Source organism: Lonsdalea quercina (assembly GCF_900107885.1).
Taxonomy (GTDB): domain Bacteria; phylum Pseudomonadota; class Gammaproteobacteria; order Enterobacterales; family Enterobacteriaceae; genus Lonsdalea; species Lonsdalea quercina.
Map to the genome: position 1 here is coordinate 222518 of NZ_FNQS01000001.1, position 15839 is coordinate 238356.

Annotated in this window: 14 protein-coding genes; 9 read left to right on the forward strand and 5 right to left on the reverse strand. The window is 57.1% G+C overall.

Annotated features, from left to right (window positions below):
- Positions 1-216 precede the first annotated feature (216 nt).
- From metG to BLU64_RS01000, 4 genes are all read left to right on the forward strand, one after another.
- Complete coding sequence (metG, locus tag BLU64_RS00985) at positions 217-2244, forward strand: methionine--tRNA ligase (protein ID WP_026743159.1); 2028 nt, start codon at positions 217-219, stop codon at positions 2242-2244.
- Positions 2245-2615: 371 nt separating this feature from the next.
- Entirely contained in the window at positions 2616-3047 is a 432-nt protein-coding gene (locus BLU64_RS00990; protein WP_026743160.1) for a VirK family protein, read from the forward strand.
- A gap of 246 nt (positions 3048-3293) precedes the next feature.
- Complete coding sequence (locus BLU64_RS00995; RefSeq protein WP_026743161.1) at positions 3294-4367, forward strand: sugar ABC transporter substrate-binding protein; 1074 nt, start codon at positions 3294-3296, stop codon at positions 4365-4367.
- A gap of 12 nt (positions 4368-4379) precedes the next feature.
- The gene (locus BLU64_RS01000; protein WP_026743162.1) at positions 4380-5630 is read left to right on the forward strand and encodes an LVIVD repeat-containing protein; all 1251 of its coding nucleotides are present in this window, start codon (positions 4380-4382) and stop codon (positions 5628-5630) included.
- 71 nt (positions 5631-5701) lie between these two features.
- On the opposite strand, the gene pgl is transcribed toward BLU64_RS01000, so the two are convergent.
- A complete protein-coding gene (gene pgl, locus BLU64_RS01005) occupies positions 5702-6700 on the reverse strand; it encodes a 6-phosphogluconolactonase (protein ID WP_026743163.1) in 999 nt (332 codons plus the stop codon).
- 223 nt (positions 6701-6923) lie between these two features.
- Here pgl and BLU64_RS01010 point away from each other — a divergent pair, with 223 nt between their 5' ends.
- Positions 6924-7742, forward strand: a complete 819-nt coding sequence (locus BLU64_RS01010; protein WP_026743164.1) for a pyridoxal phosphatase — start codon at positions 6924-6926, stop codon at positions 7740-7742.
- A gap of 49 nt (positions 7743-7791) precedes the next feature.
- Here the strand turns inward: BLU64_RS01010 and modC are convergent, their stop codons facing one another.
- From modC to BLU64_RS01030, 4 genes are all read right to left on the reverse strand, one after another.
- The gene (gene modC / locus BLU64_RS01015) at positions 7792-8850 is read right to left on the reverse strand and encodes a molybdenum ABC transporter ATP-binding protein ModC (RefSeq protein WP_026743165.1); all 1059 of its coding nucleotides are present in this window, start codon (positions 8848-8850) and stop codon (positions 7792-7794) included.
- On the reverse strand, positions 8850-9539 hold the full coding sequence (gene modB / locus BLU64_RS01020; protein ID WP_026743166.1) for a molybdate ABC transporter permease subunit: 690 nt from the start codon (positions 9537-9539) through the stop codon (positions 8850-8852). Before modB ends, modC begins: the two co-directional genes overlap by 1 nt.
- Positions 9539-10312, reverse strand: a complete 774-nt coding sequence (modA, locus tag BLU64_RS01025; RefSeq protein WP_026743167.1) for a molybdate ABC transporter substrate-binding protein — start codon at positions 10310-10312, stop codon at positions 9539-9541. Before modA ends, modB begins: the two co-directional genes overlap by 1 nt.
- A gap of 141 nt (positions 10313-10453) precedes the next feature.
- Entirely contained in the window at positions 10454-10609 is a 156-nt protein-coding gene (locus BLU64_RS01030) for an AcrZ family multidrug efflux pump-associated protein (RefSeq protein ID WP_036153105.1), read from the reverse strand.
- Positions 10610-10811: 202 nt separating this feature from the next.
- Between BLU64_RS01030 and modE the strand changes: the two genes are divergently transcribed.
- The 4 genes from modE (at position 10812) to galM (ending at position 15566) form a co-directional block, all read left to right on the forward strand.
- Positions 10812-11603, forward strand: a complete 792-nt coding sequence (gene modE / locus BLU64_RS01035) for a molybdenum-dependent transcriptional regulator (protein WP_026743168.1) — start codon at positions 10812-10814, stop codon at positions 11601-11603.
- 70 nt (positions 11604-11673) lie between these two features.
- Positions 11674-13146 (forward strand): molybdate ABC transporter ATP-binding protein ModF, encoded by a 1473-nt coding sequence (modF, locus tag BLU64_RS01040; RefSeq protein WP_026743169.1) that lies wholly within the window; start codon positions 11674-11676, stop codon positions 13144-13146.
- Positions 13147-13412: 266 nt separating this feature from the next.
- Complete coding sequence (gene galE / locus BLU64_RS01045) at positions 13413-14429, forward strand: UDP-glucose 4-epimerase GalE (protein WP_074727715.1); 1017 nt, start codon at positions 13413-13415, stop codon at positions 14427-14429.
- A gap of 78 nt (positions 14430-14507) precedes the next feature.
- The gene (gene galM, locus BLU64_RS01050; protein ID WP_026743171.1) at positions 14508-15566 is read left to right on the forward strand and encodes a galactose-1-epimerase; all 1059 of its coding nucleotides are present in this window, start codon (positions 14508-14510) and stop codon (positions 15564-15566) included.
- Positions 15567-15839 lie beyond the last annotated feature (273 nt).

Consider the following 15839-nt stretch of genomic DNA (forward strand, 5'->3'; position numbering starts at 1 on the left):
TTTTTGTCATTAATCAGAACACGGCTTTAAGCATAACAGAACGCCGCGAACCGGCGTACCGCCACGCAACAAAGTCTTTTCAGACAGCATCCGGACGCCTTTTTTCATTCTCCCGCGACCGCGAGGCCGCCTCCAGAACAGGTTTACGCGCCGCGCCGCTATCGGTTAACATCGTGGCTCCTTCTCATTCATTCAATAACAAGCAAGTTCCCCACTATGACTCAAGTCGCAAAGAAAATTCTGGTCACATGCGCGCTGCCTTATGCTAACGGTCCTATCCACCTTGGCCACATGCTTGAACACGTTCAGGCGGATATCTGGGTTCGTTATCAGCGAATGCGCGGCAACCAGGTTAATTTCATCTGTGCGGATGACGCCCACGGCACGCCTATCATGCTGAAGGCTCAGCAGCTAGGGATTGCGCCGGAGGAGATGATTGCGGCCGTCAGTCAGGAGCATCAGCAGGATTTCGCGGGCTTCAACATCAGCTACGACAACTATCACTCCACGCACAGCGAAGAAAACCGCGAGCTGTCCACGCTGATTTATGGCCGTCTGAAAGAAAACGGCTACATCAAGAGCCGCACGATCTCCCAGCTGTTCGACCCGGAAAAAAGCATGTTCCTGCCGGACCGCTTTGTGAAGGGAACCTGCCCGAAATGTCAATCGCCGGATCAGTACGGCGACAACTGTGAAGTCTGCGGCGCCACCTATACCCCGACCGAACTGATCGATCCGAAATCGGCGATTTCCGGCGCGACGCCGGTGATGCGCGACAGCGAACACTTCTTCTTTGATCTGCCCGCTTTCAGCGACATGCTGCAAGCCTGGACCCGTTCCGGCGCTCTGCAGGATCAGGTCGCGAACAAAATGCAGGAGTGGTTCGAGTCTGGTCTCCAGCAGTGGGACATCAGCCGCGACGCGCCATATTTCGGCTTCGAAGTGCCGGATGCGCCGGGTAAATATTTTTACGTCTGGCTGGATGCGCCGATCGGCTACATGGGTTCATTCAAGAACCTGTGCGACAAGCGCGACGATCTGAATTTCGACGACTACTGGCGCAAAGACTCCGACGCCGACCTGTACCATTTCATCGGCAAGGATATCGTCTATTTCCACAGCCTGTTCTGGCCCGCGATGCTGGAAGGCAGCAACTTCCGCAAACCGACCAACCTGTTCGTCCACGGCTATGTGACGGTTAACGGCGCGAAGATGTCTAAATCTCGCGGCACCTTTATCAAAGCAGATACCTATCTGAAGCACTTGGACGCCGACTGCCTGCGTTACTACTACGCGGCCAAGCTCTCTTCCCGCATCGACGATATCGACCTTAACCTGGAAGACTTCGTGCAGCGCGTGAACGCCGACATCGTCAATAAAGTCGTCAACCTGGCCTCACGCAATGCGGGCTTCATCAACAAGCGTTTCGATGGCAAGTTGGCCGATACGCTGGCCGACCCGGCGCTGTACAAGACCTTCACCGACGCGGCTGACAGCATTGCCGACGCGTTCAGCAGCCGTGAATCCGGCAAAGCTATTCGTGAAATTATGGCGCTGGCCGATCTCGCCAACCGCTATGTGGACGAACAGGCCCCGTGGATCGTGGCGAAGGAAGAAGGTCGCGACGCCGATCTGCACGCAATTTGCTCTATGGGCATCAACCTGTTCCGCGTGTTAATGACCTACCTTAAACCGGTGCTGCCGTCGCTGTCTGAGCGTGCCGAAGCGTTCCTGAATACGGATCTACAGTGGGATGCGATGACTCAGCCGCTGCTGGGCCACCAAATCAATCCGTTCAAGGCGCTGTTCAACCGTATCGATCCGAAGAATATCGAAGCCATGATTGAAGCCTCTAAGCAGGACATCGCCGCCGCGGCGCCGGTCAGCGGACCGCTGGCGGACAATCCGATTCAGGACACCATCACGTTCAACGATTTCGATAAGGTCGATATGCGTATCGCGCTGATTCAGAAAGCGGAACTGGTGGAAGGTTCGGACAAGCTGCTGCGTCTGTCTTTGGATCTGGGCGGCGAAACGCGTCAGGTCTTCTCGGGGATCCGCGCAGCCTATCCGGACCCAAGCCAGCTGGAAGGCCGCCTGACCATCATGGTCGCCAACCTCGCGCCGCGTAAAATGCGTTTCGGTATGTCCGAAGGCATGGTGATGGCGGCGGGTCCCGGCGGAAAAGACATCTTCCTGCTGAGCCCGGACAGCGGCGCGCAGCCGGGTATGTTGGTGAAATAACGCCTGTCAGGCTGGGCTTCGGCTCAGCCTGCTTTTATCCTCCTCTCGCTCGATTTTCCCCTTCGCTTGAACATCCCCGCGGCCTGCGTTTCCCTGCTTACCGCTGCACATTGCTCCCTTAACCCTCACCGCGGTTTTAGCCGGTCTACCAACGCTGATGGCATCTTCGAGACATGTCCGGCGGATAAACGAGGTTCGGAGAATTCCTGATCTAGTTTTTTGATGAGTCATAAGACGCTGTATTTAAATGATTTTTGTTAGCATCTTCAACACGAACGCGTTAAAGATCTAGGACGGTGCCGCCAGATGCGGCTATGCTTTTTGAGCCAACCAGATTGGCAGGGATTTTACTCACATCACGGAGGACGTTTATGTCTCGCATGACCCCGCTGTTTTTAACCGTATCCTTACTCACCGTCGCCGCTAGCGCCTGCGCAGCCAGACCGCTGACCAGCCAATCCACTATCATCAACGCGCTGAATCAGGGAAGCGAAGTGGCCGTCAATATCGACCTTTCGCAGTGTACGCCGCAGAATGGCGCCGTCGCCAGCCAGACCCGAGGCGGCCTGCGCATTCAGGCCTATCGCTTGACCGGCGACGGGGCTCTGTCGTTCAGCGATGAACACTTTACGGTGGCGAACGACGGCAAACCCATTCAGCAATTTATGCGCTATCAGGTGCTGCCGGACAACATCGTCAACTTCACGACCTATATGTACGATCTGCCCAGTCTGCAACAGCGCGGCACTACGCTGAGCTACCGTTGCAACGTCGGTCAGGGCGTTTCTTTCTTCGCTGAATAAACGTCCGTCGCGCTCCCGCTGCGCCGAGCGGGAGCCGCACGTTCCCCCTTTCCCGTATTATCCGTTCCCGCCAATCCCGGCTCTACAAGGTGGCGAACAACACGTTATAAGATAAAACCAAAAAACATAACCGGGCGCTTTGCTCCTTTCGTCGTTGTCGCTATGATGCCCCATCACGCAAATAGACATCCAGACATAAAGATATCCATAAACTGGCAACACGATTTCCCCACCAAGGAGCCTCAGATGAAGACGTTTCACGCCGCACTCGTGGCATTAAGCATGACGATCGCGCTGCCTGCGTTGGCAGAAAATACCCCCACTCTCGCTCCGCTGCCTGCCTCGCTGGCTAACCATAGCGGTCCGGTGCGTATCGCCGTCATCCGTAATCTGGGCTCCGATGACAACACCACCCAGTTCGTATCCGGCGTGCTGGAAGAAGGGAAAAAACTCGGCTTCAAAGTCAGCACATTTCTAAGCAACGGCGACGACGCTCGCTTCCAGGACTTCGTCAACCAGGCCATCAGCCAGAAATACGACGGCATTATTCTGTCTCAGGGACGCGACCCATACTCTACCGAGCTGCTGCAGCGCATCGTTGATAGCGGCATCAAAGTCTCGGTATTCGACACCGCGGTGAACCGGGATATTCCCGGTGTGACCGTCACCCAACAGGACGACGCCTCGCTGACCAAAGCCTCTTTCGGCCAGTTGGTGAAAGATTTCAACGGCAAAGCCAATATCATCAAGCTGTGGGTCGCCGGGTTCCCGCCGATGGAACGCCGTCAGGCGGCCTACCAGCAACTGCTGAAAGCCAATCCAGGCATTAAAGAGCTGGAATCCATCGGCGCCGTCTCCTCCGACGTGCAGGGCGATACCGCCAACAAAGTCGGCGCGGTATTGGCGAAATACCCGCGCGGGAAGATTGATGCTATTTGGGGCACCTGGGATGCTTTCAGTCAGGGCGCTTATAAAGCACTGAAAGAGAACGGCCGCACGGAGATCAAACTCTACAGCATCGACATCTCCAATCAGGATCTGCAGTTGATGCGCGAAGCCTCAAGCCCGTGGAAAGTCAGCGTCGCGGTGGACCCGAAACTGATCGGTAAAGTGAACCTGCGACTGGTCGCTAACAAAATCGCCGGCGAGCCGACGCCTGCCACCTACGAATTTAGCGCCGCCACTATTCCACAGGCGTTGCTGGCAAGCCAGCCAGGTCCGGTCAATGTCGCCAGCCTCGGTAAGATCATTCCGGGCTGGGGCCAGACGGATGATTTCATCGCTCCGTGGTTTGCTACACTGGCCGCAAAATCGAAATAATGGAGGCAAGTTATGGCATCAGCACCTTTGCCCACCCCTGATTACAGCCGCAATATGCGGCTCATCGGCCACAGCGATCAGGGCGGACGCTCTGATGGCGTACAGGTGATGGTTCATCGGGGCTACGCGTATATCGGCCATATGGTGTCGCAGGGCGTTTCCATCGTTGATGTTCGCGACCCCATCAACCCCAAAACGGTGCGCTTTCTCCCCGCCCCTCCCGGCACCTGGAATATCCATCTGCAAACACACGACGACCTGTTATTGGTCGTCAACGCCCGCGATCTGTTCGCCGATGCGAACTTCGCCGAGGAAAAGGTGTATTACACCCGCTCCGTCGCCGAAACCGTGGATACACGGCAACAAGGCAATACCTGGAGCGCCGGTCTGCGGATCTTTGATATCTCCTGTCCGGACAAACCGCAAGAGATCGGCTTCCTACCGCTGAACGGCATCGGCATCCACCGCATCTGGTACGTTGGCGGACGTTGGGCCTACGTGTCCGCTCTGCTGGAAGGCTACAGCGACTACATTTTTCTGACCATCGATCTGGCCAATCCGCGTAAGCCGGAAGTCGCAGGACGTTACTGGCTGCCGGGGATGCACACCGCCGGCGGCGAAACGCCTGACTGGCCGGAAGGGAAACGCTACGCGCTGCACCACGCTATCGTCAGCGGCGATACGGCCTACGCCAGCTGGCGCGACGGCGGACTGACGTTGCTGGATGTCAGCGACCGCACGCAGCCGCAGCTGATCAGCCACCGGAACTGGAGCCCGCCATTCGGCGGCGGCACGCACACTGCGTTGCCGTTACCAGATCGCGATTTGTTGGTCGTGCTGGACGAGGCGGTGCTGGACAATCAGGAAGACGGGGAAAAACTGATCTGGGTGTTTGATATTCGCGAACCGACCAACCCGGTCAGCATCGCGACCTTCCCCCAGCCGAACGAAGTGGATTATGTGAAGAAAGGCGCGCATTTTGGGCCACATAATTTGCACGAGAACCGGCCGGGCAGCTTCATCAGCTCAACGCTGATCTTCGCGACCTATCAGAACGCGGGCGTGCGCGTTTACGACATCAGCAACCCCTATCGCCCCAAAGAGACTGGCGCGCTGGTGCCCGCCGCGCCAGAACGAATGATGGACCGGCGTCCCGGACGCCCGCGCGTCATCCAGTCTTGCGACGTATTTGTGGATGCTGAGGGGATGGTGTACAGCACTGACTATAACGCTGGGCTGTCTATCATCGAATATCGCGGATAGTGCATCAACCCGGTGCGGAAGGCACCCGAACCGGGTTTTCTTTCATGTCTTCAGGTTTGAAAAATTCAGACTTAATCCAGCGCCAGAATCGTCACCCACATCGGTCCTTGTCCTACCGCGTAGCGCGATAGCGGTTGCAGATGTCCGCCGTCAGGATTGATCTGATAGACCTCGATATAGTGCGACTTCTGCCCCGCCACAATCAGGAACTGACCGCTGTTATCGATATTGAATCCACGCGGTTGGATCTCCGTCTGCTGATGACCGAGGAGCCTCAGATGACCGCCATCGTCCGATACCCCGAGGATGCTGACTACGCTGGCGGTGCGATCGGTGGTGTACAGGAAGCGGCCGTTCGGGGTGATATGGATATCCGCCGCCCAACGCGTTCCGGTGAAATCCTCCGGCATCACATCCAGCGTCTGCACGCGGGCGATGTTGCCATGAGCATCCTTGAGTGCGAAAACATCGACCGAGCTGTCCAGTTCGTTGACGCAGTAGGTGAAACGCTGGTTGGGGTGGAACACCATGTGGCGCGGGCCAGCACCCGCCGCAGCGGGCAGATCCGCGGGCTGATGCTCGGTGAGTTTTCCTTCTGACGACAGGTCGTACAGCCGAATGCGATCTTCTTTCAGACACGGCGCCCACAGCACCTGGTTATCCGGGTCGATATTGGTGGAGTGGCAGCCTTCCAGGCCATCCAACTGCTGGATAAACTCCCCCGCCACGCCGTCGTCGCCGATCGGGCTGACGCTGACGCAAGCATTGCTGTATGAGGCACAGAACAGAAAGCGGCCTTTGTGGTCGGTAGACAGGTGTGTCGGGCTGCCGGGCAGCGCAGCCGCCCCCGCCTCCGTTAACGTTCCATCCGGTGCAATACGGTAGCTAATTACACGGAACGACGGACGCACGCCGACGTAAAGGTGCCGTTTATCGGGCGCCACCACCATCGGCTGTACCTGTCCAGGCGCTTCAACGACTTGTAACAACGTCAACGCGCCTTCGCTATTCAGCCGCCACACGTGAATGTGCTGGCTTTCGGGACTGGCGGTATAAACCACTTGCTGCATTAGACTCTCCTTTAAACGCGGATTGCGCTTCTCAACACTCAGACATCAATAGTAGACCGGAACGGCCTATCGCTCCTCACCTTGAATCGGGCGCGGTTGTGACATCGCTCACGCTCTGTACGAAGTGGCTGACAGACCGAATGGAAAGAAATTGGTCCTACAGCGCCCCCGGCTTACGGTGTACCATCTGAAAAAAGTTTACCTACAACCGAGAGAAATCACGATGTCCTATCGCGCAATCGCCCTCGATCTGGATGGCACCTTACTCACTGCAAAGAAAACCATTCTGCCCGCTTCGATGGAAGCGCTGGCCCTGGCCCGGCAGGCCGGGATCAAGGTACTGATCGTTTCCGGTCGACATCACTCGGCCATCCGCCCTTTTTATCAGGCGCTGGAGCTAGATACACCTGCTATCTGCTGTAATGGCTCTTATCTGTATCATTATCAGACAAAGAGTGCCTCGGAAGGACATCCGCTGACGCCGGAACAGGCCAAAGGCGTGCTGAAAAAACTGCAACAGTTCGACATCCACGGTTTGATGTACGCCGACGACCAGATGCTTTATGAAAAACCGACCGGTCACGTCGTCCGTGCGCTGGCCTGGTCGGACACGCTACCGGCAGACCTGCGTCCGAACTTCCGTCACGTGGATAATCTGGAGGAGGAAACCGCACGCGCGCAGCAGATCTGGAAATTCGCCACTCACCACCCGGACAACGCCCATCTGAATGGTTTCGCGCAACAGGTGGAGGAAGAGCTTGGCGTCACCTGTGAATGGTCGTGGAAAGATCAGGTCGACGTGGCTCAGTCCGGCAACAGCAAAGGCAAGCTACTGCGTCGCTGGGTGGAGGATCAAGGGTTGCAGATGCAGGATATCGTCGCTTTCGGCGACAACTTCAATGACATCAGCATGCTCTCTACGGTCGGTCTGGGCGTCGCGATGGGCAACAGCGCCGATGCGGTTAAAGCCAGCGCGGATGTCGTGATCGGTCACAACGAAGAGCCGGGCATTGCGGAACTGATTAGGAAACGTATTCTCTGATCCCGCGGCGCGCAGGCTGCCATACCGGCAGCCTGTCGCAGAACACGGATCACGGCGTGATTGAAACGCTTTTTATCTGAGCAAACAGCCGTTGATCCGGGCGTAACCCCAACTCATCTCTGGCCCAAGGGGTAATTTTCGCCCAAAGGACCTGACCACCGACCAGCAGTTTGACCTCGACCTGATCGCCAACCTCCAGACACTCCGCCACCCGTGCCGACAGCACGTTGCGAATACTGGTTGCCGTGGGCCGTTCCATCGCCAGCGAGACATCCGCCGCGTTAATGCGGATGCGTTGGGCGCTGTTCAGCGGCGCATCAATTTTCTGCACCCACAAATGCTGGTCGCCCAGTGAGAGCGCGGTCATCGGATAACGTGGATGGTGTTGCAATACGATGGTCTTAAGGATTGTGCTTTGCTCTTCCCTCGGCAGCCACGGCCGCAACGCGCTGCTGGCCCATACCGTCTCCAGCTCGCCTTGCGTTTTAACTTTGCCCTGATCCAACACCACGACGCGGTCGGCCAGACGCCAGATTTCTTCCAGACTATGGCTGACGTACAGGATGGGGGTTTTAACCTCTTTCCCCAACCGCTCGAGATAAGGCAACAGTTCCCGCTTGCGCGGCGCATCCAACGACGCCAGCGGCTCGTCCATCAGCAGCAGATCCGGCGCCGTCAGCAACGCCCGACCGATGCTCACCCGCTGCTTTTCTCCCCCCGACAGGGTCGAAGGATGCCGTTTCAGCAAATGTTCAATCCCCAGCAGCTGCACGATATCGTCAAACTGCCCGCGCATAGCGGGCGCCATGCCGTAGCGCAAATTGCCAGCGACCCGGTAATGGGGAAAAAGTCGCGCATCCTGAAAAACGTAGCCGATACGGCGCTGCTCGGGCGGCAGAAAGATGCCACGTTCACTATCCGTCAGTACACGATCATTGAGCTGAATATGCCCGCGATCGGGCCGGGTCAGCCCGGCAATAGCGTTAATCAACGACGTTTTTCCTGCGCCGGATACGCCGAATATGGCGGAAATGCCGCTGGCGGGCAGGGTCGATGTGACGCTGAGCGACAGGTCGCCTAACCGTTGAGAAAAATCCAGTTGCAGCATTATCCCCCCAGCCGCCGCCGGCTCCAGCCGGTCAGCCATTCCGACAGCAACAGCGCCAACAACGACAGCACAATGGCGATGAGGCACAGCCTGGCGGCCTGCATCTCCGCGCCGGGCGTCTGGATCAGCGTATACATTGCGAGCGGGATCGTGCGGGTTTCACCGGGGATGTTGGACACAAACGTAATCGTCGCGCCGAACTCCCCCAAAGAGCGTGCAAATGCCAGCACCGTACCGACAATAATGCCGGGCAACGTTAAGGGCAGCGTGACGGTGAAAAAGACGCGCCACGGCTGCGCGCCCAGCGTGCGGGCAGCCAGTTCAAGACGCGGATCCACCATTTCAAGCGACAGGCGAATTGCCCGCACCAGCAGCGGAAACGCCACCACGGCGGAGGCCAGCGCCGCACCACGCCAGCTGAAGCTGAAACTGACGCCGAACCATTCATAGAGCCAGGCGCCGATCACGCCTTTGCGTCCCATCCCCACCAGCAGCAGATAACCGATCACCACCGGCGGCAAAACTAAAGGCAGGTGAATGAGACTATCCAGCAGTGACTTGCCGGGGAACCGGCAGCGCACCAGTATCCAGGCCATCAGTATCCCCAACGGCAGGCTACAGCTCACGGCTAACAGCGAAACCTTGAGACTTAACTGAATCGCCTGCCATTCATAGTCGCTGAGCCACATTAGCGAGGAGTGAAGCCGTAGCGTTTGAAGATGTCGGCGGACTGCGGGGTTTTCAGGTAGTCGGAAAAGGCTTTCACCGCCGCCGTATCGTGACTTTTAACGATAGCGACCGGATATTCCACCGGTTTATGGCTGCTGGCCGGGAAAGTCCCCACTACCTTCACTTTGGTGCTGGCTACCGCATCTGAGCCATAGACAATCCCCAACGGGGCCTCTTCACGCTCGACCAGCGCTAACGCGCCGCGCACATCGCTCGCACGGGCCATCAACGGCGATAAGGTGTCCCAGGCTTTGAGGTTTTGCAGCGCCTCTTTAGCATAGATGCCAGCGGGAACATGGTCAGGATCGCCGACGGCCAGACGACCGCCTTTAAGCAGACTCGTCCAGTCGGTGGAGGCATTGATGGCGAACGTTTTCACGTCGGCGCTTTTGGGTGCGATCACCACCAGTTCATTACCCAGCAACGTATAACGGCTACCGTTATCGATCAGCTGTTTGTCCTGAACGTAGTCCATCCACTGTTGGTCGGCGGAAATGAAGATATCGGCGGGGGCGCCCTGCTCTATTTGCCGCGCTAGCGTTGACGAAGAGGCATACGACGCCACGACCGAAACCTGTTTTTCGTGCTGATAACGCTCGGCAATATCCTGCAACGCATTAGTCAGCGACGCAGCAGCGAACACCGTCACCTTGTCGGTCGCCGCAGAGGCCGTGGCGATCATTCCCAGACTCAATGTGAATATGGACAACCATTTTTTCCATGAATATTGCATGACGATGTTCCCCGTTATTTTTTCGTTGTGTAGGGGATAATATAACGGTAGTGATAAAATGGCATTCGCTTTGTGGAAGCTGAACTGGTGAATAATGACGGGGAGAAATCCGGCGAGCGCCGGATTTTCAAAGAACGGAGATCAGGACGTTTTATGTGAAGATTTGGATTCATGATGACCGAGGGCGGAGAACACGTTGAACACTTCGCCCAGACCGTAAATGCATCCCAGAATCAAGGCCATCATCACCGGCACCATACATACTGCAAACAGCAGACTACTCAGCAACTCCAACATGTCGACCTCACTTGAAGGCAATGGCTGTCATGGCAAGACAGCGATCCAGATTCATCAGGCTAACGTCAACGCTAGCCCGCGCTTGTAAACAGTCTACCCGAAAAGTATGAATTAATGCGGCCTTTCGTGCGATTTGCCCACCGCAGAAAAAATGGTGACAATGCCTTTCGCTGACCCGATTCCCTCAATGGAACCTATTGCCATGCAAGCAGAAATTCTTCTTACCCTGAAACTGCAACAGCGTCTGTTTGCCGACCCTCGCCGCATTGCGCTGCTTAAACAGATCAGGCTGACCGGTTCCATCAGTCAGGGAGCCAAGTTAGCCGGCATCAGTTATAAAAGCGCCTGGGACGCTATCAACGAAATGAATCAGCTGGCCGACCAAACCCTGGTTGACCGGGTGACCGGCGGCAAAGGCGGCGGCGGCGCAGCGGTCACGAGCTACGGGGAACGCTTAATCCAGCTGTATGACCTTTTGGCGCAGGTACAGCAGAAAGCCTTTGATGTCTTACAGCGGGACACCCTGCCGCTCGACAGTCTGTTGGCCGCCATCGCTCGCTTCTCGCTGCAAACCAGCGCGCGCAACCAGCTGTTCGGCACGCTGATCAGCCGGGCGGAACAGCCGGTGCAGCAATATCTGAAGATTTTATTGGCCGACGGCAAGACTCAAATACTGGCCGCCGTCACCGCCCAAAGCGCCGAGCGTTTGCAATTAACGCAGGGCAAAGAGGTGCTGGCGCTGATTAAAGCGCCCTGGGTCAGTGTCACTCCGCAAGCTCAGGTATCGCCAGACGTCGATAACGTGCTGCCGGGCCAAATCACCCATTTGCAAGCCGGTCACGACCATAGCGAAATTCTGGTGACGCTGACCGGGGGAGAAGTGCTGTGCGCAACGCTCTCTAACGCCGCCGTGGCACGATATGCGCTTCAGCTCGACCAATTCGTCAACGCCAGTTTCAGCGCCGAACAGGTGATTATCGCCACGCTGTGCTGAGCGGCAAATGCGCCGAGAGCTCGCGCGCCGGCATGAAGAACGCGCAGGAATACTCACGAAGGAAACCACTATGTCATTTTTGCAACTGCATCAGGCCCGCTATCGCCTCAGCGACACCCACACATTCTGGCTGGAAGAAATCACCCTCCGCCAGCAAGAGAGCTGGGCGTTCGTCGGCGCCAACGGCAGCGGCAAATCGGTGCTGGCGAAAGCGCTGTCCGGCGAGTTGCCGCTGTTGGAAGGCCAGCGTCAGTGCGACTTTCAGCGTATCGCGCGACTGTCGTTCGAGCAGTTACAACAGTTGGTAAGCTTGGAATGGCAGCGTAACAATACCGATATGCTGAGCGAAGGCGAAAATGATGCCGGCCGTACCACCGCAGAAGTGATTCAGGACGCCGTCTGCGACGACGCGCGCTGTTCATCACTGGCCGAACAGTTTGGCATCGCCCACCTGTTGCAGCGGCGTTTCAAGCATCTGTCCACGGGGGAAACGCGTAAAGCTATGCTGTGTCAGGCGCTGATGCCGCAGCCTGACCTGCTGATTCTGGACGAACCTTTCGATGGACTGGATGTGGGATCCCGTCAACAGTTGAGCGACCAGCTAGCGCAACTGATAACGCAGGGCTACACGCTGGTGCTCGTCATCAACCGCTTCGAGGATATTCCCGCGTTTGTTGAACAAGTCGGCGTGCTGGCGGGCTGTTCGCTCACCCGACACGGCAAACGCGAACAGATAATGGCGGATGAGCTGGTCGCGCTGCTGGCTCACAGCGAGAAACGCCATGATGTCCAGTTGCCGGAGACGGATTCGCCGCGACCGCAAGGGACCGCAACCCTGTCCGCACAGCCCTTGATCAGGCTCAATCACGGCGTTGTGAGCTATGACGATCGCCGGATATTGGACGATCTTAGCTGGACCGTCATGCCGGGTCAGCACTGGCAGATTCTCGGGCCTAACGGAGCCGGAAAATCGACGTTGCTGAGTCTCATCACCGGCGACCACCCACAGGGCTACAGCAACGATCTGACGCTGTTCGGCCGCCGCCGGGGCAGCGGTGAAACCATCTGGGACATCAAACGGCATATCGGCTATGTCAGCAGTAGCCTGCACATGGACTACCGCGTCAGCATCAGCGTACGCCACGTCATTCTTTCCGGCTTTTTCGACTCCATCGGCGTTTATCAGACGGCTTCCGACCGGCAAAACCAACTGACGGCGGAGTGGCTATCATTGCTGGGACTGCCGGACGCGGCGGCGGATGCGCCCTTCCAATCGTTGTCGTGGGGACAGCAGCGGTTGGTTCTGATCGTCCGCGCGCTGGTAAAACACCCCGCTTTGCTTATCCTCGACGAGCCTTTACAGGGCCTGGACCCGATCAATCGTCAGCTGATTCGCAGCTGGCTGGACCGCCTGATCGGAGAAGGCGACACGCAGTTGCTTTTCGTCTCACATCATGCGGAAGATGCCCCGCGCTGCATTACGCATCGCCTGCGATTTGTGCCGGAAGGCTCCACCTACCGCTATCAGCAAGAAACGTGCTGAATCGTCTCCCGGTGACCCGACGCTGACGTCGGGTTGCTCCGCATTGCGTTCCCTCGGTCAGTTCATCGGCGTGATAGCGATTTCACGTTTTTACTTTTCAGCTTATTCTGTAGGTAAAAGACTTAATTGTTTCACGGAAGTTTGTACACTGTCTTCATGATGAGAGCATCAGGCTCAACAAAGCTCATTGTTCCCCCTTTTTCAATCGATTTTGCGTCGGGCTTTGCGTGCTCCCTCTTTCCCCTATTTTTTGATTAGAGGTCATTATGAAGGTACTGGTTACAGGTGGGAGCGGTTACATAGGAAGCCATACCTGCGTGCAGTTGATCGCCTCAGGACATCAGCCCATCATTCTCGATAATCTTTGCAACAGCAAAGCGAGCGTCATCCCCACCATTGCGCGACTCAGCGAACAGGTTCCCATCTTTTATCAGGGCGATATTCGCGACCGACAGCTGCTGGATGAAATTTTCTCTGAGCACACGATAGATGCCGTGATCCACTTCGCCGGTCTCAAAGCGGTGGGCGAGTCGGTACAAAAGCCGATCGACTACTACGATAACAATGTCTACGGGACGTTGACGCTGGTCGAAGCAATGAAAAAAGCCAACGTTAAGACGCTGATCTTCAGCTCTTCAGCCACCGTTTACGGCGATCAGCCTCAAATTCCTTATCAGGAAAGTTTTCTCACGGGAATGCCTGCGAGTCCTTACGGACGCAGCAAACTGATGGTGGAGCAAATCTTGCAGGATCTGCAACGCGCCGAGCCGGAGTGGAGCATCGTCCTACTGCGCTATTTCAATCCGGTCGGCGCGCATCCGTCGGGCGAAATGGGAGAAGATCCTCAGGGGATCCCCAATAATCTGATGCCTTATATTGCGCAGGTCGCCGTCGGCCGCCGCGATTCTCTCGCGATATTCGGCAACGACTACCCCACCGCCGACGGCACTGGCGTACGGGACTATATTCACGTCGTCGATTTGGCGGACGGTCATATCGCCGCCATGAATACGCTGCATCGCCAGCCCGGCGTTCACATCTATAATCTAGGGGCGGGCGTGGGTTATAGCGTGCTGCAGGTCGTCGAATCATTCAGCAAAGCCTGCGGCAAACCCATCCCCTATCACTTCGCGCCGCGACGCGAAGGCGATTTACCCGCCTACTGGGCGGATGCGGAAAAAGCGGCCCGCGACCTCAACTGGCGCGTGGCACGGACTCTGGATGAAATGGCCGCCGACGTCTGGCGCTGGCAGTCCTCTCATCCCACGGGGTTCCCTGACTAATTTCGACGGCGGCAGTGGCGTCTCTCCGCGCCGCAACACTCAGCGGGATGCGCTGCCAGTCGCGAAGTGGAGAGTGCAATGCATAGTGAAGCTTCCTCTACGCTGGCCCCGGATGGTCAGCCTTTTCAACTGAATCTGCTGCGGAACGCCTCCGGTATGTGCGTCACCGTGATGGACTGGGGCGCGACGTGGACGTCCTGCCTTCTGCCGCTGTCACCGGATGAGACGCGTGAAGTTCTGCTCGGCTGCGCGCCCGAACATTACCCTCATCAGAGCGCCTACATGGGCGCATCCGTCGGCCGCTACGCCAACAGAATTGCTAATGCGGCCTTGGACAACGAGGGACACCATATTCCACTGGCGGCCAACAGCGGAAAACATCAGTTGCATGGCGGCCCTGTCGGGTTTAGTGCGCGTCGTTGGCGAATCGTTCAACACAGCGAGAATGCCATTACCTATCAACTGCACTCTCCGGCGGGCGACCAGGGTTTTCCCGGTCATCTTACGGTAGAGGCGCATTATCATCTCACCGACGACAATCGGCTGACGATCGCCTATCGTGCGGAGGTCGATCGGGCCTGTCCGGTCTGTCTGACCAATCACGCCTATTTCAACCTCGACGGAACGTTTGAGGATGTGCGCCGGCATCAGCTCCAGCTGTTCGCCGACCATTTTTTGCCCACCGACGCGGAAGGCATTCCTTTTGGCAAGCTCAAACCGGTGGCCGACAGCAGCATGGATTTCCGTCTGCCGAAAACGCTGCTACAGGATTTTTTGACTGACGACGACCAACGCGCTGTCGGCGGCTATGATCATGCCTTTTCGCTGCGGCAGGATGCGCCTTCTCCCCATCCTGCCGCCGTATTGTGGTCCAGCGACAAGCGGGTTCGGCTGGACGTCAGCACCAGTGCGCCTGCGTTGCAGGTTTACACAGGCAATGCGCTTGAAGGCACGCCGGACCGCAATGGGGGCACCTACCCCAACTACGCCGGCATCGCGCTCGAAAGCGAATTTTTGCCCGATAGCCCTCACCATCCCGAATGGCCGCAGCCAGACTGTTGGCTCAATCCGGGAGAAACTTATCTGTCGCTTACCGCCTATCGGTTTTTCTTCGAGGATGCGCCGAACGTGGTCTAGCGTCTCGACAGACGATGTTGGACTAAAGTTCGCGACCTTAGGTCAGATCAAAAATCATCGGCAAATTATGGGTACACTATGCGCAGCCCTGACCGACGACAGGTGGCTCGTAGAGTCGCCAAAAGATACTATATGAATCGTCGGTTTTATCCCGCTCGCTGGCCACTTTTGTGGTCATCGGTCCCCTGACACGCAGGCATTTGGGGGAAAATGACAGGCTGAACCGATCAAGCTGACGGTTTTATGCCGTAATTGCGCGCAATAAACTGACAG